Raw genomic sequence first — 23,303 nt, 5'->3', positions numbered from 1 at the left:
GGTTACATCATCATCAGATCAAAGTATTATGTTCATTCGATGATCACTTTCCGAGCCGGATTAGCCGTCGGAAGCGGGAGTGCATCGAGGTGAGCTTCAAGCACTGCCAAGTTGACCACATCATCACGATTGTACGTAAGAAGTGTTTGCAATGCAGTGTGATCACCGTACTGCTCATACCGTGCCCAGAGCTGAGGTGCATCGCGCCCACTAAGACCGGCAGATGCGCGTGTAATGCCGAGGCGATCTTCAACTCCTTTTAGCCCGCCGTGTAGCCCTCGCCGACGGCATTCGTATAATAGATCACGATGGTCAAATTCTGCTTTCAAATCGATATTCAATTGACGTTTGATCGTCGGTAAATCAAAGCTGCTGCCGTTAAATGTGACAATTGTTGAGATGCCTTCAAGCGCATCGTACAGTGTAAGATCGTAGATTCCACCGTTGATCAATTGGATCGTACCGCGATCATGTCGGTAAATCCCGATGACGCTGATCGTGCCGCTATATGTAGTTTCAATGTCGAGATAGGCACGCATGCTAGCTCCTCTGCCTGAGGCTTTCTGGCTTCATTATGGCATGTTACCGGCGAGGCGTCAATGCACGTTGCAACTGCCTTGCAGAAAATTATTTAGAAATTCTAAATAATCTATCTAAGTTCCCTGACAAAATATGCTATAGTGATCAACGTTTGCAAGGTATGATTTGTTTCATGTGAGGCAATCGTATGAGTTCCACTGTACGCCGGATCATCCTCGATACTGACCCCGGGATTGATGACGCGCTCGCGATCTTGCTTGCCCTCGCATCCCCCGAAATCGAACTCATCGGTCTCAGTGTGGTTCACGGCAACTGCACGCTGGCCGAGGCCGTTGCCAATGGGTTGGCCGTACTGGAATTGGGCGGCGGCCACCATGTGCCGCTCTTTGCCGGTTGTGACCGGCCATTGTTGCGCCCGCTGACCACCGCTCACGACACGCACGGTCAGCGTGGGCTTGGCTATGCCCACTTGCCGGCAGCCACCATCCAGCCGGCGTCTGGGCACGCGGTGGATTTTATTATCGACACTGTCTTGGCGGCACCCAGTGATGTAACCCTCGTGGCGGTGGGACCACTCACCAACGTTGCGCTGGCGCTCCGGAAAGAGCCGCGTCTGGCCGGTGCGCTACGCGAGATTGTGATGATGGGTGGTGCCTTACGTGCCGATGGTAATGTGACGCCGCGGGCCGAGTTCAACGTTTTCGTCGACCCCCATGCGGCGCAGATCGTCTTTTCGGCAGAGGTTCCCTTGATAATTATGCCTTGGGATGTTACCCGGCTTGTGCGGTTGCACGAAAACGAAGTGCAGCGGTTGGCGGCTGCTGGTAAGCCCATCGGCCAATTTATTGCCGACGCGACTCGCTTCTACATCGAGTTTCACCGGCGGTATTTTGGGTACGACGGCTGTGCCATCAACGATCCGGCAGCGTTGGCGCTCGTGTTCTACCCTGATTTAGCAACGTATGCTGATGTGTTTGTCACGGTTGAGACATGTAGCCCATTAACGATGGGGTTTACCGTCGCGGATTTTATGCTGAGCGATGGCCGTCGTCCGAATGCACGTGCGGTGGTGGCCTTTGATACGCCACGCTTCCTCTCCTTGTTCACTGAGCGAATGCAAGCCCTTGAGCGACGGTTGTACGGGTAATGTAGCCTTACTTTACACCCGCCGTAAACGCATTCGGATCACGTTTGCTAAAAAGGTCGCCGCTTCGAGGCGTAAAGCGATAGCGAGTAAGGTGTAGAGGACGACACCGATACTTCCGGCCACTACCACCTGCACGAGCGGTGACCAACTACTCCCGAAGGCTACGATACCGCTAACCGCTAAGGTCATTAGCGTACTTGCCAACAATCCTTTCAGCGTTGCCTCGCCGAGGCGTAATCCGTTCAGTGGTAGCGAACGTTGCAAAAGCCAAGCAGTGATGATCGCATGACCGATCCATTGCGCTGAATTCCCCAAGACCAAGCCCAAAAAGCCTAGTGACGTCCATTCAGCCAATGGAATGGCCACGGCGACATAACACAGAACGGCTGCACCCTGAATCAAGTTGGGTGTCAGCGTATTCTTGCGTGCATAAAAAGCAAACAGCAGTATTTGGTCGATGGCTGCTGCCGGTAAGCCGGGTAGATAGTAGAGCAGCGCCAATGCCGTAATCGCAGTATCCTCAGTGCTAAACGCACCGCGCTCGAAGAGGGTAGCCGTGATCGGTAAACTTAGCGCCGCCAAACCGGTTGTTGCCGGTAAAATGAGCAAGAGCACTATTTTGAGGCCCATCGCCAGGGTTGATCGGAATGCCGCTTCATCACCAATAGCACTTTGGCGGGAGAGGGTTGGTAATACAGCAAATGCTACTGCCGAGGCGACGAGACCTAATGGGAACTGGATCAGTGTCGTCGCAAAGCGCATTGTCGATAGGGCAGCCGGAAAACCGGAGGCCAGCCAACGGTCGATGGTGACACCAATCAGCGAGAAGCCGATTCCCAATGTGACAGGGGCGTAGAGACGCAAGATACGGCGTACCGCCGGATGGCTTATATCAAACCGGGGGCGGAATTGGGCATCACGCAATCCCGGTAACTGAATGGCCAGTTGGGCGCAGGCACCGAGCAGTGTTCCAGCGGCAAGGCTCTTGATGCCAATGTAGGGAGCAAAAACGATGATTCCTACGATCATGCCGGCGTTAAAAGCAGCAGCGACAAAAGCCGGTAATAAGAAGCGACGTTGTGCGTGTAAAACAGCCGTAACAACGCCGGAAATACCCATCAGCGTGACAGCCGGCACGAGCCAGCCGACAAGTGCAATCGCTTCGGCTTGCAACGCAGATTCGGCAGGACGTGAAAGCAAGGTGATGGCGAGTGGTGCTTGCCAGGCCAGCAGCGCGCTGGCAATGGTCAGCATAGTAAAGGCCAACGTGACCACTGTCGAGACAACGTACCAGAATTCAGTGCGGTCACGTTCGGCATACTCACTGAAGACCGGCACCAATGCTGCACTTACTGCACCACTAATCAGTAGCTCGTACAGTGCGTTGGGGAGTGTCCACGCGAGTGTAAACGCATCGACAGCCAATCCACGGCTAAAGTATGCGGCAATGATCGGTTCACGAATCAGCCCCAGCACACGGCTGGCGATATTTCCCAGACTAATGAGTAGTGCTGCCAGTGCGATGCTACGAAAGATACTACCGGTGGAGGAAGAAGTTTCTGTCACAGATACTACTCTCCGCCCGCCGTTGAGACAGCCTCACCGGTAAACTGAGCAACAATCCGCTTAAGCGCCTGTGGTTGGACACGGAACGTTGCCCCACCACCAAGCTCAACAATCGACGATGAGTCAATGGCATAGCGCAAGATATTCGCTTCGCTGACGGTGCGGGCAAAACTGACGAGTTCGAGCATCGTGCGTCGGTTGAGGTCGGTAAGGACATAACCGCGTAACGCCCCGGTATAATCGTCGATGCTGGTCACCTGTTGCAAGAGTCCGCGGTCACGGATCCGCTGAAAGATTGCCATTAATACCTGTTGCTGGCGTTGGTTACGACCAAAATCGCTGTCGGCGTGGCGTGTCCGGGCGTAGATCAGTGTGCGCTCACTATCCATCCATTGACGACCGGCATCAAATGACACCTCAATTGTGCCGTAATCTTCGGTGGGGTAAGCCGGGTCGTAAATCGGTCGTGGTACATCAATTTCAATACCACCGATGATATCAATGATCTTTTTGAACCCATCAAAGTTGATCAAGATAAAATTATCGACTGGAATACCGAGGAGTTTGCTAACCGTCGATTTTGCAAGCGCTGCACCTCCTCCCGGCCCAAAGCGATGTTCACCAATCGCGTAAGCGGCATTAATCCGCCCTTCGCCACCGGTTGGATAACTAACCCACAGATCGCGCGGAATCGAAAGCATACTTACTCGACCGGTATCGCGCGTGATATGCACCAAAACGATGGCGTCGGTACGAGTAGGTCCGGTATCATCCGGTCGTGCATCAGTGCCCAACAACAGAATATTGAGTTCAGGCCGACTGAGCTGCAGAGCTTCTGCCGTAGCGGTGGCCGATGGCGGATCGATCTGGGTAGTTGGGAGTGTCGTTGGCTGGGTGCTCGGAGGAGGTGGGGGACCATATAGTTCTTCTGGTGACGTGATTGGTTGTGCAGTCGGGAGCACAACCTCAGTTGGCAATGCCACTGGTGTAACAATCATTGCATCGATGTCGGCCAGCGCCTGACTCCATTCAAAGCCAATGCGTAGCAACGTGGCTACGACAATAACGCTTATGACGGTAGCGGCGCCGATCAGAATGCGCCTATGCAATGCTAACATATCCTCCTGCTCCGCAATCAGGTACCGTTCACTTCGGTGAACTGACGCAACATTGTGATCGGAGGTTGTATTGTTGCCGTCCACCTTGATCAGACGAGGATCGAAACGGTATCTGAACTGTCATCTTTTACACCGAGTGTTACTATACCATATCGAGCGAACCTCGTGAACTCTTGTCACAATGATGTGCGACTGAAAAATGACTGATGTGTGCAAATGAAGTCAGATAATTACGTTGATCTAACTTACCAATCCGACATCACCACTTTCAACCCGGTGAATGATCCCGTGCGGCGCACGGACGATCAGCGTACCTTGCCGATCAACATCGATAGCTTCACCGTGAATCACACTATAGCCAGTGTTGATAGTTACATTCTGCCCAAGCGTAAGCAGATGGTTACGCCATGTCGACCATAGGCTATCACCATCACCGGCGTACAGTCTTTGCATCCAGAAATCGTAACGGCGCAAAAGAGCTTGTAAAAAACGTAGACGGTCAACGTTGGGAGCGCCGGCTAGGGTCAGCGCGGTTGTCGGATAAAGCGTTGTCTGCGGATCAGGCGCGGCGCTGATATTAATTCCGCAACCGATGATTGCCCAGACCAATTGGCCTTCATCCCAGCCACCTTCAAGCAAGATACCGGCCGTCTTGGCCCAGCCGGCCGACGTGTTGACCAATACATCGTTTGGCCATTTTAAGCCGACAGTAAGCGATGTTTCGGCTTCAATCGTTTCGAGCAACGCTACTGCTGCGAGCCAGATCAAGGCCGTTGGGGTACTCGTGGCAGCGGCCGGTGGTTGTAAACCGAGTGAGAAGAGTAATGCACTGCCCGGTGGTGCGACCCAGCGCCGGCCAAGTCGGCCGCGACCGGCCGTCTGTTCTTCGGCGACGACTAAGACCGGCAACGCATTTGGTGGAAGGGTGGCAATGGCAGTGCGGGCCAGATCCATTGTCGAACCGACTTGGTCATAACAGTAAATGGTTACCGGTACAGTAGTACTCGGTGGTAACCCAGCCCGGATTGCATTGGGATCGAGCATGATGCATCCTCGGTACACAAAATGAAAAGTCACTAAAAATCCATCAAATGGTATGGACTCGGTAACAATTTTTCGTTATACTACTCACTACTGAAACTATGCACTTGCTCAGCGGGTGCTGACCTCTTCGCAGCGGAAAGGATTTGCGTATGATGACACTCATTCTACTGGCGGCAATGATCGTCATTGCCGGTGGAGTATGGCTATCGCTGCGTCAGGTGCAGCCCGAAGCGATACGGGTTCGGGTCCGCGATCGTGTTCAGCCGCGCCGTTGGTACCGCTAAGCACTGCTTATTGTACCGCAGCTTGTTCCTCCGCGCCTCCCTGTTGCGGGTAGGCGCGGTTGTGTTGTAACGGAACTTTTTGTCTGCCGGTACCGTCTTTCTCTAGAGTAGCCGCCTGACAGGTGATGGGAAAGGCATAATCGTATGGGTGTAAAGCAGGCGTGGCGTTGGCTAATGGTTCTCGTCGTGCTCACAATAGCGGTTGTCGGACAGTTTGCACCGGTAGCTGCTCAGAACACCGACGTGAGGCTAACGGTACGACCGGCATTTCAAGGATTCTTCCACCCCGGAACTTGGTTACCGGTCGAAGTTGAAGTAGCAAATGAGGGTGTCGATCGAACAGCAGAGATTGTCATCGGCCCGACCGGTGGCCCTTTTTTTAGTACTATCCTTGATCTTCCCGGTGGTAGCCGGAAAGGCGTTACGGTTTACGTCTATCTCTATAATCAACCATCTCGGATTCAGGCACAGTTGTTGGTCAACGGTACCGAAGTAGCAACTGCTACGGCTCAGGTCCAATCGGTACGCGAAGGGTTATTGATCGGAGTAGTTGGTACGCAGCAGCCGCGTTTACCGGCCCAGTTGGAAGATGGGACCCGAATTACGACGGTGCCGTTAACACCGAGTGATATCCCGGCTGATGGTCTTGGCCTGTCACCGTTCGATGCTTTGATCGTTACCGATGTTGCGTCAGATGAATTGCAATCTGATCAGCGTGAGGCAGTGCGAGCATGGGTGTTACGCGGTGGTACCCTGTTGATCAACGGTGATTCCGGTTTGGCCCATACCCTCGCCATCTTATCCGATGATCTCATTCCAGTAACGCTCGACGGTTTCTTGTCTCCCTTGGCCGATCTACCCTTGCGGCCACTGCGCCTAATACCGCGTACCTTTACGGTCGATCAACCATTTATGGTACCGTTGCCAAAATTACCCAACGGATTGGCATGGGGGCGTTGGTATGGCGATGGTCAGAGCATTGTGCTCGGCTTCGATCTTGCGACACCGGAATTGGTGAACTGGTCGGGATGGCATGCGTTGTGGCAAGTGCTCTTGCCACCTTCACCATTTGTCCCACCCAATTTGGCATCTATTACCAAGCTCTATCCTACCTTTCTCGAAGAGAATCTGGCGAATGCTTTGATGAGCTTGCCGGCATTCGATCTTCCATCACTCAATCTGATCGTTATCTTACTTGGTTGTTATGTAGTGGTGGTCGGTCCGGTAACGTATCTAGTGCTGCGCCGGCTTGATCGACTTGCCCTGGGGTGGATAGTCGTTCCGGTGGTAACACTCATGTTTGCGGTGATTGCCTATGGTATTGGTTACAATCTGCGTGGCGGTGACGTGATTATTAGTCAACTGTCGCTGATCAATACCTATGCTGCACCGATAGGACGTGAACGAAGCTTTGTAGGTGTCTTTTCTCCTGATCGGTCAACTTATCGTTTGCGTTCAACAGATGATGATGTGCTGATACGCCCCATTCAGGTCCAAGGGCCGTGGAGTTCAGAAGTACCGGCGAATGGTCGTTACCTGCAAGGAGTTTCTGATACAGTAGTAGAGGATCTTGAGATACCGCAATGGTCGTTGCGGGCCGTTGCAATTGATCGAGTCGTTCCTATCGATGTGCTCGAGGCACAGCTCATTGTCAATGGTGATGAGGTACAGGGGACGGTAGTCAACCGGGGAGAGCGAACTCTTGAGGATGTGGTTGTTGTGTACGGTGATCTCATCAGTCGTCTCGGTTCGCTTGCCCCTGGTGAGCGGTGGGTTAGTCGGCTTGAGCGTCCGGCCCACGCCTACGATGGCATCTCACTCAGCTACTTAATCTACGGTGAGCAGTTTGATGCGATGGCACGACTGGCGCGACCGATGCCAACAGATTTGCAATTGAAGAGTCGCGTGTTGGATGCGCTGTACGGGTATGGCACGGCGATCCGCGGCAAGCAACCGCTCGTATTTGGATGGTACACGATGCCAGAAACCATGATCACGCCGGTGGATCGTCGTGCTACAAGGCAGCAAATCGTGTTGCTGCATAGTTTGGCTCGCCTGCGTTTGGAAGACGGAGAAGAGGTGGTCCTGACCAATGGAGGCTTTGCAGCAACGTTTGAACGTATCACCAACGCAAGTAGTCCGTGCTATTCGGGTAATGTTCTCGGTGCTGCTCCTAACGTAGAGCCGGTCGTGTTACGGTTTACGTTACCCCGTGATCTGATCGGTCTCCGGCCAGATAGTATAACGATTAACGTGCGTGCGGATATGTTTTGGAGTGGGCAAATCGAGGTGTACGATTGGGTTGATGGTGTTTGGGTGCTGTTACCTACCGAGGCGGTCTTTCAGATGAGTAGTGTTGAGGTTCCGCAACCGGAACGGGTATTAGGCGGCCATGGTGTCTTACGGGTGAGGATGCAGAGTCGCGATCAAACGCAGGGAGTTAGCTGTATCTACCTCGATCCGACTGTGCAAGGACGACTACCATGACATTAGCAATCGAGACGATTGATCTCACCCACCGCTACAAGAAATTCATCGCGCTTGATCGGCTCAGCGTGCAGGTCGAACGGGGCTGTATTTACGGATTTATCGGGCCTAACGGGGCGGGCAAAACAACAACACTGCGCATTGTCGCCGGTTTGCTGCAACCGACGAAGGGTGAGGTGCGCTTACTGGGTGAACGGCTGACAACACGCACGGCGCAGCGTCTGGTTGGCTACATGCCCGATTTCTTCGGCGTCTACGATGATCTCCGGGTGTGGGAGTATCTCGACTTTTTTGCTCGCTGTTATGGGTTGCACGGATCACGTCTGCGCCAGGTTGTTAACGAACTACTCGATTTAGTCGATCTGAGCGAAAAGCGTCATGCGTTTGTGCAGACCCTGTCACGTGGTATGCAGCAACGGCTCTGTTTGGCCCATGCGTTGGTGCATGATCCACCTATCCTTCTGCTCGACGAACCGGCGAGCGGTTTAGATCCGCGAGCGCGGGTAGAGTTGCGTGAATTGTTGCGTACCCTGCGCGAGATGGGGAAGACCATCATGCTCAGCTCACATATTCTCAGTGAGCTAGCCGAAGTGTGTGACGCAATCGGGATTATCGATCATGGGCGAATGGTGTTCAGTGGCCCACTTGCCGAAGTACAACAACAACTTGCAACCGGCTCGCGGGCGCGCATCCGTGTGGCACGTACCGATAGCGTTGGGTTGGCCCTGACACTCCTCCAACGTCAGTCGTCGGTACGCACTGTGAGCGCTGCACCTGCCGATCCGCGAAGTTTAACCGTCGAGTTTAGCGAACCACTGAGTGAAATCCAATGTGCAGTGCTGCTCACCGAGTTGATCGGCGCAGGCGTAGCAGTCAGTGAGTTTAGCGCGCGGAGCGAGAATCTCGAAGAACTCTTCCTGCGGTTGACAACGCAAACGGCTGAGATGAAGGTATAGGAGAATACGTATGGCGACATCTATTCGTCGGCCATTGCTTAATCCGATCTTGGTGCGTGAGGCCCGCACGCGGATGCGCGGGTTTCGGCCGTACCTGATTTTGACCATCTTCTTGTTGCTGCTCATCATGACTGCGTTGGGTATCTATCAATACATGATCTTGCAGGCACGAAATGGTACCGTAGTGTTAAGTTCACATATCGGTCAAGCTTTGTTTCGTGGGCTGGCCTTTACCGAGATGCTCTTCATCGTTCTCGTTGCGCCGATTTTAACCAGTGGAGCAATTAGTAGTGAGCGCGAGCGTTTGACCTACGATATGCTGCTAGCCACACCGTTACAGCCGGGGCAGATGCTCTCTGGGAAGTTAGTCGGTGCGTTAAGTTACCTCTTGCTTTTGATTGTAGCATCGATCCCAGTCTTTAGTACGGTGTTGATGTTTGGTGGGGTCGATCTACGCACACTGGTATGGATTATCGTGCTATTAAGTAGTGCTGCACTCTTCTTTGGCACTATCGGCTTATGCTGTTCGGCATTATTTAAGCGCACGGCATCGGCCACGATTGCAAGCTATGCGGTTGTGGTCCTGTTATGTGGAGTTCCGTTGCTGATTGCGACGATTTGGCCACAATTTAGTAATCCGATGGGGCAAAGCCCACCGCCATGGTTGCTGTATCTCAACCCACTCAGTGCGATTGTGGCAGTAACGACAGTTGTTCCGATCATCAACCAGCCTGATATTCCATTTTTTAGCGTCAGCGATCCGTTTATGGTCGTACCGTTTCTGTCGCAATTTAGTGTTGGCGTTGTGCGCCATACAAATACAGGGCCGGTATTGATGCCGGTCTATCGGGCGACATTGTTAGGGTACTGGTTAGGGACATTTATGCTGCTCTGGCTGAGTTCGCATTTGGCACTCCCGGCACGACGTTGGCGACCGCGTTGGAGCGATTTAGGGTTTGTAGCGGTGGTAGGTGCGATTGCACTTTTAATGTGGGTGAGAATTGAATGGTGGTGGATTATACCACCGCCTGATCTATGGTTGGTACCAGACCAACCGGTACCGTTGCCGTAAGGTAGGTTGTTAGGAGGTGATTGAGCTTAAGGGTTATGACGCTGTTGTCGTGTTCACCGACAATGAGGTCGCCGTAAGGTAGGTTGTTAGGAGGTGATTGAGCTACCCCTTGACATCACTCTACGTTGAGTGACGGTGAGGTTTGCAGCATACCCACGTACCACTCGTCGTTTGGTGAGGGAAGCGGTGTTTCGCAGCGGCGGGGCAGGTACTCTTGCTTGGCGAGGGGCGAGATGGGTCGCAGCGGGGTATGTACCGCTCGTCGCTTGGTGAGGAACGCGGTTTGCGGAGTGAAGCTTCTTTGTCGTGATAGGGTCACGGCGTACCGTGACCGTTGCGCAAACCATGCCCAAACCTATTTCACCGACGGGGTGCTGGGGACCGGCATGACGCGGTTCCGCAGCAGGGCAAGCTCCCCAGGTGCGACTGCGTGAACGCACGGTAGTGTGTGCCGGGCGCTCCAGCTTCCTTCGTGCATCTACTAGCTGGTCGGCGCGTGAGCCTCGTGCATCCACAGCAACGCTGGTTGTGGTCGCTCGCGCAGGAGGTGGATGCAGAGTCACGTTACCGGTTGGCCGTTGTTCAGCGGGAACCGGGAGGTTGCTGCACCAGCCCATCCGCTATGCGGTGTTGGATGCGATACCGTGCTGGTCGATCCACGCGATCCGTTGTTTGGCGATGGTCTCGGTTCACGCGGGTAGATAATGCCACGGTAAAGTACAATATTGTCAACAGATGGCAACCCTATTGTTCATGTACGTTGTTCGCTGCCGCTCGTCGAACGCCTTATCCTGGTTTGTAAGTCAATGATACAACTACCGAAGCAGTTTAATCTGCTTACCGGATCCGCACGGCTCATTTGACGTGCCGACTATCAGACGTCGCCACACCGTACTGTGGGCACACGCCGGGTATGAATCAGACTATAATAAACTGCGCAGCACGCCGATCACACGGCCCTGAATCTGCACATTATCGGGCGCGGTATAGATTGGTGGCATCGTCGCATTAGCGGGTTGAAGACGAATCCGATCGTCTTCGCGATAGAACTTCTTTAGCGTCACTGCGTTTTCGTCAATCAGGCGAGCAGCAACCATCTGGCCATTCTCAGCGGTCTCTTGCCAGCGCAGCAAGACAATATCACCGTCGTCGATTAAGGCATCGATCATCGATTGGCCGCGTACCTTCATTGCATACACACCGTTGAGTCGGTTCGGTGGGATAACATCAGCCGGAATAACGATCTGCTCGGCACTGTTCAGATCGATCTCTTCGGGATCGGGTAATGGTGAACCGGCAGTAATAGTGCCGAGCAAAGGTACACGGCCAATGGCCTGGTCAAGACGAGCCGGTGTGAGGCCCGGCAAGCTGATGCCGCGTGAAATCTTGTCGTTTCGGATAATTTTTCCGAGGCGCTCAAGCACGTTAAGGTTATACGAAACGACCGAGGTTGACGAGATGTGCAGATCGTGTTGGATGTCTCGGATGGATGGCGAAATGCCACGCTCGCGGATAAAATCGACAATGTATTGGTAAATCTCCGCTTGTCGATCAGACATCTCACGTCTTCGCATGGCCGCTATCCTTTCAGTAGGCCGCGGCCCTAGCGGACTGCGGCAGACAAAACTAGAACTTATGAGCAATTATAACTTCCGAACACTTGTTTTGTCAAGTACGGATGTTCAAGTATATGCCGATGGCGCTGCCTATTGCAGTTTTGCTGAGTTGTTAGTCGCTTCGAGTATAATAACAAGGTATGGGAACACCAACAGTAATTTCGCATGATCGCATAACCGCTCAACGTCGCACGTTGCGAATTGCGTGGCTAACCCTGTTTGTTTTTTTTGCACTGTTCCTTGCTATTGTCACGATGGTCGTTCTGAGCCTCAGACAATGGTATCTGACGGTTACCGATGTCCATCGGGCAGTGTTAATTGTGCGAAGTTCTAATGAGAGTATTGTCTGGCAACCGGTCGGACGCACGATCTTTCAGGGGACGCGCGATCAGCAAGAGTTAGGTGAAGGCGACGTTTTGTGTGCATTACCGAATGTCGGATACGGCCAGGTCGCTTCGTTACGTTTGTTTGAGGGTAGCCAGCTCGATCTCTGGGCCGGGGCTGAGTTGCGCTTAGTCGAACTCCGTACTACGCGCTGGCATAGTGGAACGTTACAGATTATCCTCGAACAGACAGGTGGCTACATCCGGTACGACTTGCGCGGTGATCAGCCGTTTCAAACGGTACGATTTACCGTGCTCGTTGGTGATACGCGCGTCGAGTTGTTGCCCGGTGGTAGTTACAGCATCGGGATGTTTCCGCCCGAACGGCGGGTTATTCGGGTTGACGACCGTCCGGCATTGGTAGCCGATGTCGCGGTACGGGCCGGTAGTGCAACAGTGATCGGCGTGGTCGGTCAGGCGGTACGGCTAACTGCCGGTCAGCGGATCGAGATTGATCCGGCCGATTTGCCCGGTCTTCCGGTGCCGGCACGGTGGGAATTGATCCGCGATGGTGGCTTCTCCCGCTTTTCAGAGGTAGAGTATAACAATACGACGCGCACCGATGACCCAACGCTGACACGCGCAACGACGTGGCAGGTGTCGGGAACCCCGAGCTTGCCATTGTCCGAACGAGGCTTCTTTCGGCTTGCACCGATTTGTCGACCACCGAACGAGACGCTCGTTTGTCGCCCCGAAGATTGGCGTACTGCGGCATGGTTCTACCGTGTCGGTGGGCAGATAAACGGCTTTGTTACCAGTATTCGGCAAAACTTAGGCGTACAGGGAACCGGGGTAGATGTGTCTGAATTCCGGTCGCTCGTCTTTTCGTTGTGGGCGCGGGTCGATTATCAGTCGCTCACGGCAGCCGGTGATCGAGGGACCGAGTGTCCGGTTATGATTCGGATTGTAGCCCGTCGGACCAGCCCAACCGATCCTGATGAAGAACGGGTAGTGTGTATCTACACGGCGGTTAGTGATGATGCGTTACGGGTACGGGCTGATGGTGTTTTCTACGTGCGGATTGAGCCGTCGAAGTGGACTCAATTTCGGGTAGATTTGCGCGATCCGGGTTGGTTGCCCGATTATCGGTATCTGCGCAGTGTTGAAATCTATGCCAACGGGCATGACTATGACTCGCGGGTCGCAGAAGTCTCGCTGATCGGAACGCAGTAGGCCGTGTGATGTTGTACCACGGAGTTGATCTGGTTGAAGTGAGACGGATCCGGCAGGCGGTGACACGCTATGGACAGCGTTTTTTGGCCCGTGTCTATACCGCTGCCGAACGAGCCGATTGTGAGATTGCCCCTCAGGTGATGCGCTATGAGGCGTTGGCAGCACGGTGGGCTGCCAAAGAGGCGTGCGCCAAGGCGTTGGGGATCGGGTTGCGGGGTTTGGGGGCATTTGCCGTGGATCATCGGCCGCGTGCCGGCTTACATGATATTGAGGTAGTGCGTGATGCCGCCGGTCGTCCTACATTGCATTTGATCGGGGTAGCCGCGCAGACGGCCAACGCCTTGCAGATCCGTGCGTTGGCAGTAAGTTTGTCTCATACCGATGAGTTGGCAATAGCGAGTGTTGTGGCTTGGGCGGATCGTAGTGGGGTGTAACCGTATTTGTTGTTTATCCCACTAGTGGGGAATTGTCATCTACGCCAGACCTACTATAACAATAAGTACGATGGACAAACCGGAGAGCTGTTAACCAAGAGCAATATCAGCTTTCGTTTGGGAGCAGCGAATGGAAACGGATTTGCCATTTGTCGTGACCGCAGCACAAATGCGAGCGGCTGAAGAGGCAGCAGTAGCTCGTGGCGACGATTGGGCAGGGTTGATGGAACGAGCCGGTGCCGGGGTGGCGACTGCGGCATTGCACCATTTTGCACCGTTAGTCGGTCGTGATGTGTTGGTGTTGGTTGGGCCTGGTAACAACGGTGGTGATGCGTTAGTTGCAGCGCGTCATTTGGCCGATGCCGGTGCGCAGGTCATACTCTATTGCTGGCGACGTACAAAAGTCGATGCAAATTTGTCGGCGTGTCGCGCACGTCAGCCGTGTGAAGTACACGCGGCCGATGATACCGATGGCAAGCTGCTGAGCGCCGCATTGCAGACGGCGGTCTTGGTCATCGATGGACTGCTGGGGACCGGCGCGCGCCCACCACAAGCCGATCTGGCGGCAATTATTACTATGGTGAATGAGGTGCGTTCCCGACGCACCGATCTGCGCGTCCTGTCAATCGATATACCAAGCGGGGTTGCTGCCGATGATGGTCGGGTTGCGACTGTAGCGATTAAGGCCGATCTGACGGTCGCAACCGGTCTGCTCAAACGCGGGGTATTGCTCTGGCCGGGCCGTGGCTATGCTGGGACACTCGTCGTTGCACCGATTGGGTTGGGGGCGTTAGATGGAGCATTGACTATGAGTACACGATTAACCGGTGCACAGGCTCGTTCGCTGTTGCCGGCACGCCCGGCTGATGCGCACAAAGGAGTGTTTGGCAAGGTACTGGTCCTGGCCGGTTCGATAAACTATCCCGGCGCAGCGGTGTTAGCTTGTGCGGGTGCTCAGCGGGTTGGGGCCGGCTTAGTCACCTTGGCAACCGGGCGGAATGTGTTGGCGCTAGCTTCGTTACCACCGGAAGTAACCTTGTTACCGGTAGCCGAAGGTGATTGGGGAGCGATTGGGCCGGCAGCGATTGAAGAACTAGCCGATGATTTACCGCGCTATCAAGCTCTCTTAATTGGGCCGGGGCTGGGGCAAGCTGAAGCAACCCGTTCACTGGTGCTGCGCCTATTTGGATTAGATCAGGTACGTAGCCGCACGCGGGTTGGGTTTGTGGCGGTAGGTGAGACCGAAGATCATACACCGCCCCACACGGTAGAATTGCCGCCTACCGTCATTGATGCCGATGGCCTCAATTTGTTGGCGAGTGCTCATGGCTGGTTCGAGCGCTTACCGCTGGAACGGTGTGTACTGACCCCGCATCCTGGTGAGATGCGTCGGTTGCTCGGTGTGGAGGAATTGCCGCCGGATGTCGTAGCCGTAGCTGCGGAGGCGGCCCAGCGCTGGCGGCAGACGGTGGTGTTGAAAGGGGCAACAACGGTGATCGCCGCACCCGATGGGCGTACTGTGATTCACGACGGTGCTAATCCGGCGTTGGCGACTGCCGGTTCGGGTGATGTGTTGGCCGGTGCAATTGCCGGTCTGATCGCCCAAGGATGTGGACTATTTGATGCAGCAGTGTTGGGTGTCTATCTGCATGGTGCTGCCGGTGCAAAGGCCCGGTTGATGTTGGGTGATGCCGGTGTTGTGGCTGGCGATCTACTCCCGCTCTTACCGCAAGCGATCCGTGATTTGCGTGCAAACGCAAGCACCGGGTAAGCACGGTGGAAAGGAATGATCATTATGCGGATGGTTGAGATTATTGCCGCGAAACGTGATGGTCGCGCATTGACTACGGCGGAAATTGAGTGGCTCGTGCAAGGATACGCTGCCGGCGAGATTCCCGATTATCAGATGGCGGCCTTGGCAATGGCGATAGTGTTGCGCGGCATGGATGATCGCGAAACCGCCGATTTGACGATGGCAATGGCTCGTAGCGGCGACATGCTCGATTTACACGATGTCGCACCGCTAACGGTTGATAAGCATTCAACCGGTGGGGTCGGTGATAAAACAACGCTCGTGTTGGTGCCGATGGTGGCGGCGGTCGGGTTGCCGGTGGCGAAGATGAGCGGTCGCGGGCTTGGCTTTAGTGGCGGTACTATTGATAAGCTGGAAAGTATTCCCGGGTTTCGCGCCAACCTGAGCGCTGAAGAGTTTCGCCGCGCCGTCCGCGAGCTAGGTTTGGTCGTTGCTGCGCAAAGTGGTGATCTGGCACCGGCCGATAAAAAGCTGTATGCGTTGCGTGATGTGACTGCAACCGTTGAGTCTATTCCTCTGATCGCGGCAAGTGTGATGAGCAAAAAGCTGGCTGCCGGGGCCGATTGTATTGTACTTGACGTAAAGTATGGGCGTGGCGCCTTTATGCATACTCTCGACGATGCGCGGCAATTGGCACGCACAATGGTCGCGATTGGGCGACACGCCGGCCGGAAGGTGACGGCCGTGATCAGCAGTATGCAGCAGCCGCTCGGTTTCGCCGTCGGTAATGCGCTGGAAGTGCGGGAAGCAGTGGCGGCATTGCGTGGCTCAGGTCCCTCCGATTTGGTGGAGTTGTGTCTCGTACTTGGCAGTGAATTGGTGTGCATGGCCGGTTTGCGGGATGACACTGATACAGCGCGTGCCTTGTTGGTCGAAGCGTTGAACAATGGTGCAGCATGGGAAAAGTTCCGGGCGATGGTCGCCAATCAGGGTGGTGATGTGACAACGCTTGACCATCCTGATCGATTGCCAAATGCACCGGTTCACGTTGATCTGGCAGCACCGCGCGCTGGATTTATCACTGCAATTGATGGTCAAACATTGGGGTTAGTCGTGAATGCATTAGGTGGTGGTCGGGCGCAGAAGGAAGATACGATTGACCACTCAGTCGGACTAGTTTTGCGGGCAAAGGTCGGAGCGAGCGTTGCCGTCGGTGAGCCATTGGTGACCATCCATGCAGCTCGTCAGAGTGATGTAGACGCAGTTGCCGAACGGCTTGTCAGTGCCTATACTATTCATGACACGCCACCACCACCGTTACCACTCGTCGAGGAGATTATCCGGTGAAGTGCGTGATTGTTGGTGAGCATCTGCTGATCGCAACCACACACTGAGTCGTGCGAGGTTACCCATGCCGATCTATGAATACATATGCCCGGCTTGTAATGGGCAGTTTCAAAAATTAGTACACGGGTTTAGCGATCCGGCCGGTTTGGCCTGCCCGCGTTGTGGGAATACCGAGGTTCGCCGGGCGATTTCGCGTTTTGCGACGCTCAAGTCAGAAGATGACCGGATCGAAGCACTGGCCGATCCGGCAAACTTTATGGGGCTTGACGAAAGTGATCCGCGATCGATTGCCCGTTGGGCAAAACGTCTGGGGAAGGAGCTAGGTGAAGATGCCGGTGAAGATTGGGACGAGATGGTCGATCAGATGCTCGAAGAAGAGCTAAGTGGCAAGAAGGACGAGGACGACAGTGGTTCGACCGGTAAGCCCGATGATCTCGGCTGGGCTTAAATCTCGCTTTGCACAGTTTTGCATAAAAGACAATTTAGCGGTATTATAAAGTAAAGTCGCTTTTAGAATGAACGGTCGAGTATGCGCATCCTCTTCTATACCGGCAAAGGTGGTGTTGGTAAAACGAGTGTTGCAGCGGCTAGCGCCCTCCGCTGCGCCCAACTCGGATATCGGACAATTGTGCTCTCGACCGATGCAGCTCACTCATTGGGCGATTCGCTAGGGGTCGATTTGCGCGCAGAACCCTTACAAGTAGCGCCCAATTTATGGGCGCAAGAGATCAATGCCCTCCACGAGCTTGAGTCGAGTTGGGGTGTCGTCTCGCGCTATCTAGCCGATCTATTGGCATGGCAAGGGGTAGAAACGATTGCACAGGGCGAGTTATCGGTTATTCCCGGTACCGAGGAACTTTTTAGTTTACTTCAGATCAAGCGTCACTACGATGAAGGGAAGTACGATGTGATCGTAGTCGATGCGGCTCCAACCGGCGAAACGCTACGCTTGCTGTCTTTGCCCGATGTAATGAGATGGTGGATTGCCCGCCTGTTTCCGATTGCACGGGCCCTGTTGCGCGTCGTTCGTCCGGTGGCGCGACGGGTGACCGACATGCCGATTGCCGATGATGATGTGTTGGCTTCGGCGCAGCAAGCAATTGATGCCTTGATCGATGTGCGTCAGTTGCTGACCAACCAGCAAATCTGTACGGCGCGGATCGTGATGAACCTCGAAAAGATGGTTATCCGTGAGGCGCAGCGCTCATTGACCTATCTGAGTCTGTTTGGCTACGCCGTCGATGCGATTATCGTCAATCGAATTTTACCGCCGAACGTTGATGCTCACTTTGGGCAGTGGCGCGAGATGCAGCAACAGTATGCACCAATGGTGCAAGAGATGTTTGAGCCGTTGCCGATCTTACGTGCTCCGCATTTTTCGCAAGAGATTGTCGGCGTAGAATTGTTATCGCAGTTGGCCGATCATCTGTTTGGGCGGCGTGACCCGGCGGCATTCCTATACCAGGGTCCAACGCAGCGTCTCGAGAAGACGCCGGATGGGTACGACTTGATCGTGCCATTGCCGTTTGCTTCGGAAGATCAGGTGCATTTAGCCCAAAGCGATGATGAGTTGCTGATATCCGTTGGTTGGCATCGGCACCGTATTGTGTTACCACAGTCGCTGGCGCGGCTGCGGGCCCAAGATGCTTTCTTCGAGGACTCGTCGCTGCGGGTGGTCTTCCGACGCGAAGCGGCGGCTTGATACGTGTCGTTGTTGCTACAGTTGCTTGCGCTAGCCCAGTTATGGTATACTAGATGCCAGTGCGCCGTAGCGGCGCAATTTCGTGTGTAGTTCTGGGAAGAGGGATCGCTATGGCCAGCAAGAAGGGTAACCGCATCGTGATTAAGCTGAAGAGCACCGAAAGCGGTCACACCTATACCACCGAGAAGAATCGGCGCAACGATCCGAACCGTCTGGAGTTGCGCAAGTACGATCCGATTGTGCGCCGCCACGTGCTCTATCGTGAGACGAAGTAGGTGGATACAGGTTCGTCCGTCAACGGTACTGCGGGGGCACAGCGATGCTGCGCCCCCGCCGAGTTTTGAATACTAGATGATGCTCCGTCTTGTACGTATCGTTTCGCTGGTAGCTTTTGAAGCCACCGTGGTTGCGCTACCGTTGTTGTCTCTCACCGGTGTCGCTTTGCCGTGGCTGGGATTGGCCGGTGCAGTGTTGGTCGGTTGGCTGGCCGATACTGCGAGTCGGCGGTTGCGTTGGCCATGGCATCGCCTCGTCCTGGCGGTGGCTCCTCCGGTGGCTGCAACCGGCTTAGTCGGGTTGGCGTTCGGGCTAGCGCCGGTGGCCGTATGGGCCGCGCTGCTGCCGGGCCATCCACAGAGCGGCCTTGTCTATCTCACCGTCCTTTGTGCCTTTGTTCTGGTTTGGCGTGGGGTTAGGTTGGCCGAACACGACAGTGCCACACTGCTATCACTGGCCGGTAAAGTAGGGATCGTGGTGGTAGCTGCACTCTTGCTTGGCCCGCTGCTCCGCGCCGGTGCTGTCCCACAGCGTGAGTTGCTGCTGGGGTATGTGGTTACGCTGGTCGGAACGGGCTTGGCAGCTTTAGCACTTACCCACCTGGTTGAGACGGCAACCGTTCACGGGCAAAAACTCGATCTGCGCTGGACGATGTTGCTTGTTGGGATTATCGGCAGTGTCTTGCTAGTAAGTGTTGTACTGACTGCAACACTCAGTGGTGATGTGACACTAGATGCGATCGTGACCGTCTTGCGCTGGTTGCTGTTGCCGTTTGCGCTTGTCGGTGCGGGACTTGTCTACCTCTTCACAACCGTCTTTGGTGATCTGATCCGCTCACTCTTTGCGTTGTTAGGACAGGCATTGGTGCAGATGAATCTTCGCCCTGAGCCACCACCAACACCTGATACAGTACCGGTCGATGAGAGTTCGGTATCGGCAGTGATCACGTTGGCGCAGCAGGCAACATTTGTGTTAGCGTTGATCCCACTGGCTGCACTGTTGATTGCTGTGTTGCTGTGGCAGCGCCGAAGACGGTTTGTTGCTATAGATGAAGAGCGCGAATCGCTGGATGTCGGGCAAAGCGTGTTGAACGATCTACGCGATTTGTTGGGTTTGTTGCGTAATCCTTTTCAGCGTCGGTTGCGTGGGTTGCAGGCTGTGTTAGCGGCATTGCGTGGGAACGATCCGGTAACGCGAGTCCGCCGTGCGTATGTGCAGGTGTTGTTAGTGCTAGAACAGCGTGGTTTGCGTCGTGCGCCAGCCCAAACTCCGGCGGAATGGTACGCTACTGTTGCGCCAACTTTATCCGACCCAGCACCGCTAGCCGACTTGACAGCGGCTTACGAGCAGGCGCGATACCGACCTGATGGTGTTGATGCGGCAGAGGCCGGGCGGGCGGAGCAGGCAGCGCAAGCGTTGTATGATCAGAAAGATCAGATACGGCGTGATGAGGGGGGGATCGGTATGATCCCCCGTCTTTGACGGTGTTGCCTAATCGGTCACTACTCAACGGTGACGCTTTTAGCGAGGTTGCGCGGCTGATCGGCATCGCATCCGCGTAGTACGGCGACGTGGTAGGCGAAAATCTGCAACGGGATGACGTTCAGTACCGGTTGCAAGAGGGGCAACGTCGCCGGTACACCGATCAGATGATGAGCTTTTTCGGCGAGCAACTCATCGCCAAGGTGACCGATAGCGATCACCTGACCGTGACGCGCACGCACCTGTTCAATGTTACTCACCATCTTCTCGTAGATGTGGTCACGCGGGGTGATGCAGATGACCGGCATTTGCTCATCGATCAGCGCAATGGGGCCGTGTTTCATTTCGCCTGCCGGATACCCTTCGGCGTGGATGTAGCTAATTTCTTTCAGCTTGAGCGCGCCTTCGAGGGCAATCGGATAATTGATCTGGCGGCCAAGGAAGAGCGCATTATTCGCCTTGTGGTAACGTTCGGCAAGGGTAATACAGAGCGGCGTTGTCTGTTCGATAGTTTGGGCAGCCTTACCTGGCAATTCGATCAGGGCCTGAATGTGTTCGCGGATTTGGGCCGGGGTGAGTGTACCGCGCGCCTGCGCGAGCCGTAACGCAAACAGGTAGGCCGCTACCAGCATTGAGGTAAAGGCTTTGGTCGAAGCTACCCCGATTTCTGGGCCGGCGTGGAGATAGATCGGGCCACCGTCGGCCAACCGCGCCGCTTGGCTACCGATGGCGTTCACAATTGCCACGCTCGGTACCCCTTGGTTACGCGCCTCCTCCATCGCAGCCAAGGTATCAACCGTCTCACCACTTTGCGTGATCGCCAGGAGCAAGGCGTCACGCTCATCATCACTCTGCAAAACTGGGTTACGGTAACGAAACTCGCTGGCGTAATCGACTTCAACCCGCACTCTGGCGAGTTGCTCGATTAAAAACTTCGCTACCAAGCCGGCATGCCACGCAGTGCCACAGGCAACTGCATAAATACGACGCACCCGACGCAGATCAGCATCGCTCAGGCGAATATCCGTCAGTGTGATCCGTCCGTGCTCTTGGTCAATCCGCCCACGTAACACGTCCATCAGTGCGCGTGGCTGTTCATCGATCTCCTTCTGCATAAAGTGGCGATAATCGCCTTTCGCAGCCGCGACCGGGTCCCATGGAATGGCGTGGATTGTGCGTTCGACCGGAGTTCCATCGAGGTGCGTGATAGTGACCTCATGGCGGCGCACCACTGCAACATCCCGATCCTCAAGAAAGATCAAATTGCGGGTATAGTCGAGAATAGCCGGAATGTCTGAAGCAATAAACTGCTCATTATCGCCAAGGCCGATGACTACACCACCCGCATTGCCAAGCCGTGCTGCTACCAGGGTGTCCGGCTCGTGGATGCAGAATGCGACGATAGCGTTACCACCACGCAATTCCTGGAGGGTCTGGCGCACCGCAGTAACTAGATCGCGGTACTGATGGTAATAATGCCCGGCTAGCTTAGCAATCACTTCGGTGTCAGTCTGCGACTCGAACTGGTAGCCCAACTCGATCAGCCGTCCCTTGAGAGACAGATAATTTTCGACGATCCCGTTCTGAATGACCACAATGCCACCGCTCGCGTCACGATGCGGATGGGCATTGATTTCGGTCACACCACCGTGGGTTGCCCAGCGGGTATGGCCGATCCCAATATGCCCGCGAGTTGGTTCAGCGACCAGTCGCTGCCGCAAATTGTGCAACTTGCCGACGCTACGGCGTAATTGCAAGCCGATGGTAGGGTCGTAGATCGCAATACCTGCCGAATCGTATCCGCGATATTCCAGACGTTGCAAGCCGTTAATTACGACTTCGGTCGCGTCACGTGTACCAACATAGCCAACAATGCCACACATTGCAAACACTCCTCGTCTAGGCCGCACATAGTGCGGCCCTACACCATTCGTCGGCATCATCAAGCGGTACGGCGAACACCTCTGAGTAAAACGCCGTTACTGTGGTGATGCAGTCACGAGAGATAAGCTTGGGTGGGGGAAGGCTAGGTGGTGGGTCGCTACCGATGGCTTTGTCCTTGCCCGTTACCGGGAGGCGTTGCCCCATCGGTTTACCGGTGGCGCCCTGCACCGGGGAGGCTTCCGCTGATCTCTCGATGTTTCGGGTGGCTATCACCCGTTAGCTCCGGCTCGCACCGGGAACCTCCGTCCTCGTCAACTTCACCGTGGTGAAGTCCATGCGCTAGACTTATTAGTAGTACGTTCGGGTGTTTCTTTCCTCCCGGTTGCGCCCCCGCGCAACCATAACCGGCTCCTTTGATGCTCAGAGTATACCATGCTCTATATCGGTCATCGTGACAGTTTGCTCATCAGATAGCTGATAATTTCCTTATAATTTGACTGTTGCTTTGTTGAGAAATTAGGTGCTTTGTCTCATAAATAACCCACACTAATCTAAAAGGACTACATACCCTGTCGTCAAGCCATTTACACCTTCAACTATACTTAAACCCTTAGCAACATATTCACCAAACCATCGTGTAAATCCAGTTGCCACCAGCTCCCTCTTGTCAGTTCGGGCGCAGCGAGACATCTTTGTCAGTTCGAGCGTAGCGAGAAATCTTCGTCATTCTTCCCTACACACAGGATTTCTCGGGCGCTGGCGCGTCCTCGAAATGACCGGTGCGGTGCTCTCCTTCCCACGCGCAGATTTCTCGGGGGCTGGTGCGCCCTCGAAATGACAATGGGGTCGTGTGACGGGTAGGTCGCGCGGAGTACGGTTCTTGTGCGCAAACCACTGTCAGTTCGGGCGCAGCGAGACATCTTTGTCAGTTCGAGCGTAGCGAGAAATCTTCGTCATTCTTCCCCACACGCAGATTTCTCGGGCGCTGGTGCGCCCTCGAAATGACAATGGGGTCGTGTGACGGGTAGGTCGCGCGGAG

General features: G+C 54.7%; 20 protein-coding genes. 14 read left to right on the top strand and 6 right to left on the bottom strand.

Going from position 1 to position 23,303, the window contains the following annotated elements; all coding sequences use genetic code 11:
- Window positions 1-32: 32 nt before the first annotated feature.
- Window positions 33-539, bottom strand: a complete 507-nt coding sequence (locus ACP5OT_RS08720) for a ribonuclease H-like domain-containing protein (RefSeq protein ID WP_424674443.1) — start codon at window positions 537-539, stop codon at window positions 33-35.
- A 188-nt stretch (window positions 540-727) separates the two neighbouring features.
- Here ACP5OT_RS08720 and ACP5OT_RS08715 point away from each other — a divergent pair, with 188 nt between their 5' ends.
- On the top strand, window positions 728-1,687 hold the full coding sequence (locus tag ACP5OT_RS08715) for a nucleoside hydrolase (RefSeq protein ID WP_428131932.1): 960 nt from the start codon (window positions 728-730) through the stop codon (window positions 1,685-1,687).
- 12 nt (window positions 1,688-1,699) lie between these two features.
- On the opposite strand, the gene murJ is transcribed toward ACP5OT_RS08715, so the two are convergent.
- The 3 genes from murJ to ACP5OT_RS08700 all read right to left on the bottom strand — a co-directional run bounded on the left by murJ (window position 1,700) and on the right by ACP5OT_RS08700 (window position 5,415).
- Window positions 1,700-3,253: a murein biosynthesis integral membrane protein MurJ gene (murJ, locus tag ACP5OT_RS08710; protein WP_424674441.1), complete on the bottom strand. Its 1,554-nt coding sequence runs from the start codon at window positions 3,251-3,253 to the stop codon at window positions 1,700-1,702.
- Window positions 3,254-3,258: 5 nt separating this feature from the next.
- The gene (locus tag ACP5OT_RS08705) at window positions 3,259-4,371 is read right to left on the bottom strand and encodes an LCP family protein (RefSeq protein WP_424674440.1); all 1,113 of its coding nucleotides are present in this window, start codon (window positions 4,369-4,371) and stop codon (window positions 3,259-3,261) included.
- A gap of 240 nt (window positions 4,372-4,611) precedes the next feature.
- On the bottom strand, window positions 4,612-5,415 hold the full coding sequence (locus ACP5OT_RS08700) for a biotin--[acetyl-CoA-carboxylase] ligase (protein ID WP_424674439.1): 804 nt from the start codon (window positions 5,413-5,415) through the stop codon (window positions 4,612-4,614).
- Window positions 5,416-5,564: 149 nt separating this feature from the next.
- Here ACP5OT_RS08700 and ACP5OT_RS08695 point away from each other — a divergent pair, with 149 nt between their 5' ends.
- The 5 genes from ACP5OT_RS08695 to ACP5OT_RS08675 all read left to right on the top strand — a co-directional run bounded on the left by ACP5OT_RS08695 (window position 5,565) and on the right by ACP5OT_RS08675 (window position 10,915).
- Window positions 5,565-5,699: a hypothetical protein gene (locus ACP5OT_RS08695; RefSeq protein WP_015941933.1), complete on the top strand. Its 135-nt coding sequence runs from the start codon at window positions 5,565-5,567 to the stop codon at window positions 5,697-5,699.
- A 144-nt stretch (window positions 5,700-5,843) separates the two neighbouring features.
- Window positions 5,844-8,186 carry a hypothetical protein gene (locus tag ACP5OT_RS08690; RefSeq protein ID WP_428111226.1) on the top strand — a complete coding sequence of 781 codons (2,343 nt, stop codon included), beginning with the start codon at window positions 5,844-5,846 and terminating at the stop codon, window positions 8,184-8,186.
- Window positions 8,183-9,142 (top strand): ABC transporter ATP-binding protein, encoded by a 960-nt coding sequence (locus tag ACP5OT_RS08685; protein ID WP_424674437.1) that lies wholly within the window; start codon window positions 8,183-8,185, stop codon window positions 9,140-9,142. Before ACP5OT_RS08690 ends, ACP5OT_RS08685 begins: the two co-directional genes overlap by 4 nt.
- 10 nt (window positions 9,143-9,152) lie before the next feature.
- Entirely contained in the window at window positions 9,153-10,214 is a 1,062-nt protein-coding gene (locus ACP5OT_RS08680) for an ABC transporter permease (protein WP_424674436.1), read from the top strand.
- Between the two features lie 551 nt (window positions 10,215-10,765).
- On the top strand, window positions 10,766-10,915 hold the full coding sequence (locus tag ACP5OT_RS08675) for a hypothetical protein (RefSeq protein ID WP_424674435.1): 150 nt from the start codon (window positions 10,766-10,768) through the stop codon (window positions 10,913-10,915).
- Between the two features lie 222 nt (window positions 10,916-11,137).
- On the opposite strand, the gene lexA is transcribed toward ACP5OT_RS08675, so the two are convergent.
- Window positions 11,138-11,788 carry a transcriptional repressor LexA gene (gene lexA / locus ACP5OT_RS08670; RefSeq protein WP_424674434.1) on the bottom strand — a complete coding sequence of 217 codons (651 nt, stop codon included), beginning with the start codon at window positions 11,786-11,788 and terminating at the stop codon, window positions 11,138-11,140.
- A gap of 182 nt (window positions 11,789-11,970) precedes the next feature.
- Here lexA and ACP5OT_RS08665 point away from each other — a divergent pair, with 182 nt between their 5' ends.
- From ACP5OT_RS08665 to ACP5OT_RS08630, 8 genes are all read left to right on the top strand, one after another.
- On the top strand, window positions 11,971-13,386 hold the full coding sequence (locus ACP5OT_RS08665; protein WP_428131929.1) for a hypothetical protein: 1,416 nt from the start codon (window positions 11,971-11,973) through the stop codon (window positions 13,384-13,386).
- Window positions 13,387-13,394: 8 nt separating this feature from the next.
- On the top strand, window positions 13,395-13,820 hold the full coding sequence (gene acpS / locus ACP5OT_RS08660) for a holo-ACP synthase (protein ID WP_424674432.1): 426 nt from the start codon (window positions 13,395-13,397) through the stop codon (window positions 13,818-13,820).
- Between the two features lie 130 nt (window positions 13,821-13,950).
- Complete coding sequence (locus ACP5OT_RS08655) at window positions 13,951-15,591, top strand: NAD(P)H-hydrate dehydratase (protein WP_424674431.1); 1,641 nt, start codon at window positions 13,951-13,953, stop codon at window positions 15,589-15,591.
- 24 nt (window positions 15,592-15,615) lie between these two features.
- Window positions 15,616-16,920: a pyrimidine-nucleoside phosphorylase gene (locus ACP5OT_RS08650; protein WP_424674430.1), complete on the top strand. Its 1,305-nt coding sequence runs from the start codon at window positions 15,616-15,618 to the stop codon at window positions 16,918-16,920.
- A gap of 64 nt (window positions 16,921-16,984) precedes the next feature.
- Window positions 16,985-17,368 carry an FmdB family zinc ribbon protein gene (locus ACP5OT_RS08645; RefSeq protein ID WP_424674429.1) on the top strand — a complete coding sequence of 128 codons (384 nt, stop codon included), beginning with the start codon at window positions 16,985-16,987 and terminating at the stop codon, window positions 17,366-17,368.
- An 81-nt stretch (window positions 17,369-17,449) separates the two neighbouring features.
- Window positions 17,450-18,622 carry an ArsA family ATPase gene (locus ACP5OT_RS08640; protein ID WP_015941945.1) on the top strand — a complete coding sequence of 391 codons (1,173 nt, stop codon included), beginning with the start codon at window positions 17,450-17,452 and terminating at the stop codon, window positions 18,620-18,622.
- 110 nt (window positions 18,623-18,732) lie between these two features.
- Window positions 18,733-18,897 carry a 50S ribosomal protein L33 gene (rpmG, locus tag ACP5OT_RS08635; protein WP_015941946.1) on the top strand — a complete coding sequence of 55 codons (165 nt, stop codon included), beginning with the start codon at window positions 18,733-18,735 and terminating at the stop codon, window positions 18,895-18,897.
- Window positions 18,898-18,973: 76 nt separating this feature from the next.
- On the top strand, window positions 18,974-20,380 hold the full coding sequence (locus ACP5OT_RS08630) for a DUF4129 domain-containing protein (RefSeq protein WP_428131926.1): 1,407 nt from the start codon (window positions 18,974-18,976) through the stop codon (window positions 20,378-20,380).
- A 20-nt stretch (window positions 20,381-20,400) separates the two neighbouring features.
- Here the strand turns inward: ACP5OT_RS08630 and glmS are convergent, their stop codons facing one another.
- Window positions 20,401-22,263 carry a glutamine--fructose-6-phosphate transaminase (isomerizing) gene (glmS, locus tag ACP5OT_RS08625; RefSeq protein ID WP_424674427.1) on the bottom strand — a complete coding sequence of 621 codons (1,863 nt, stop codon included), beginning with the start codon at window positions 22,261-22,263 and terminating at the stop codon, window positions 20,401-20,403.
- Window positions 22,264-23,303 lie beyond the last annotated feature (1,040 nt).

This window comes from Chloroflexus sp. (assembly GCF_049970315.1).
GTDB lineage: Bacteria > Chloroflexota > Chloroflexia > Chloroflexales > Chloroflexaceae > Chloroflexus.
The sequence above is the reverse complement of the archived record's forward strand: the minus strand, read 5'-3'. Positions and strand labels throughout refer to the sequence as shown.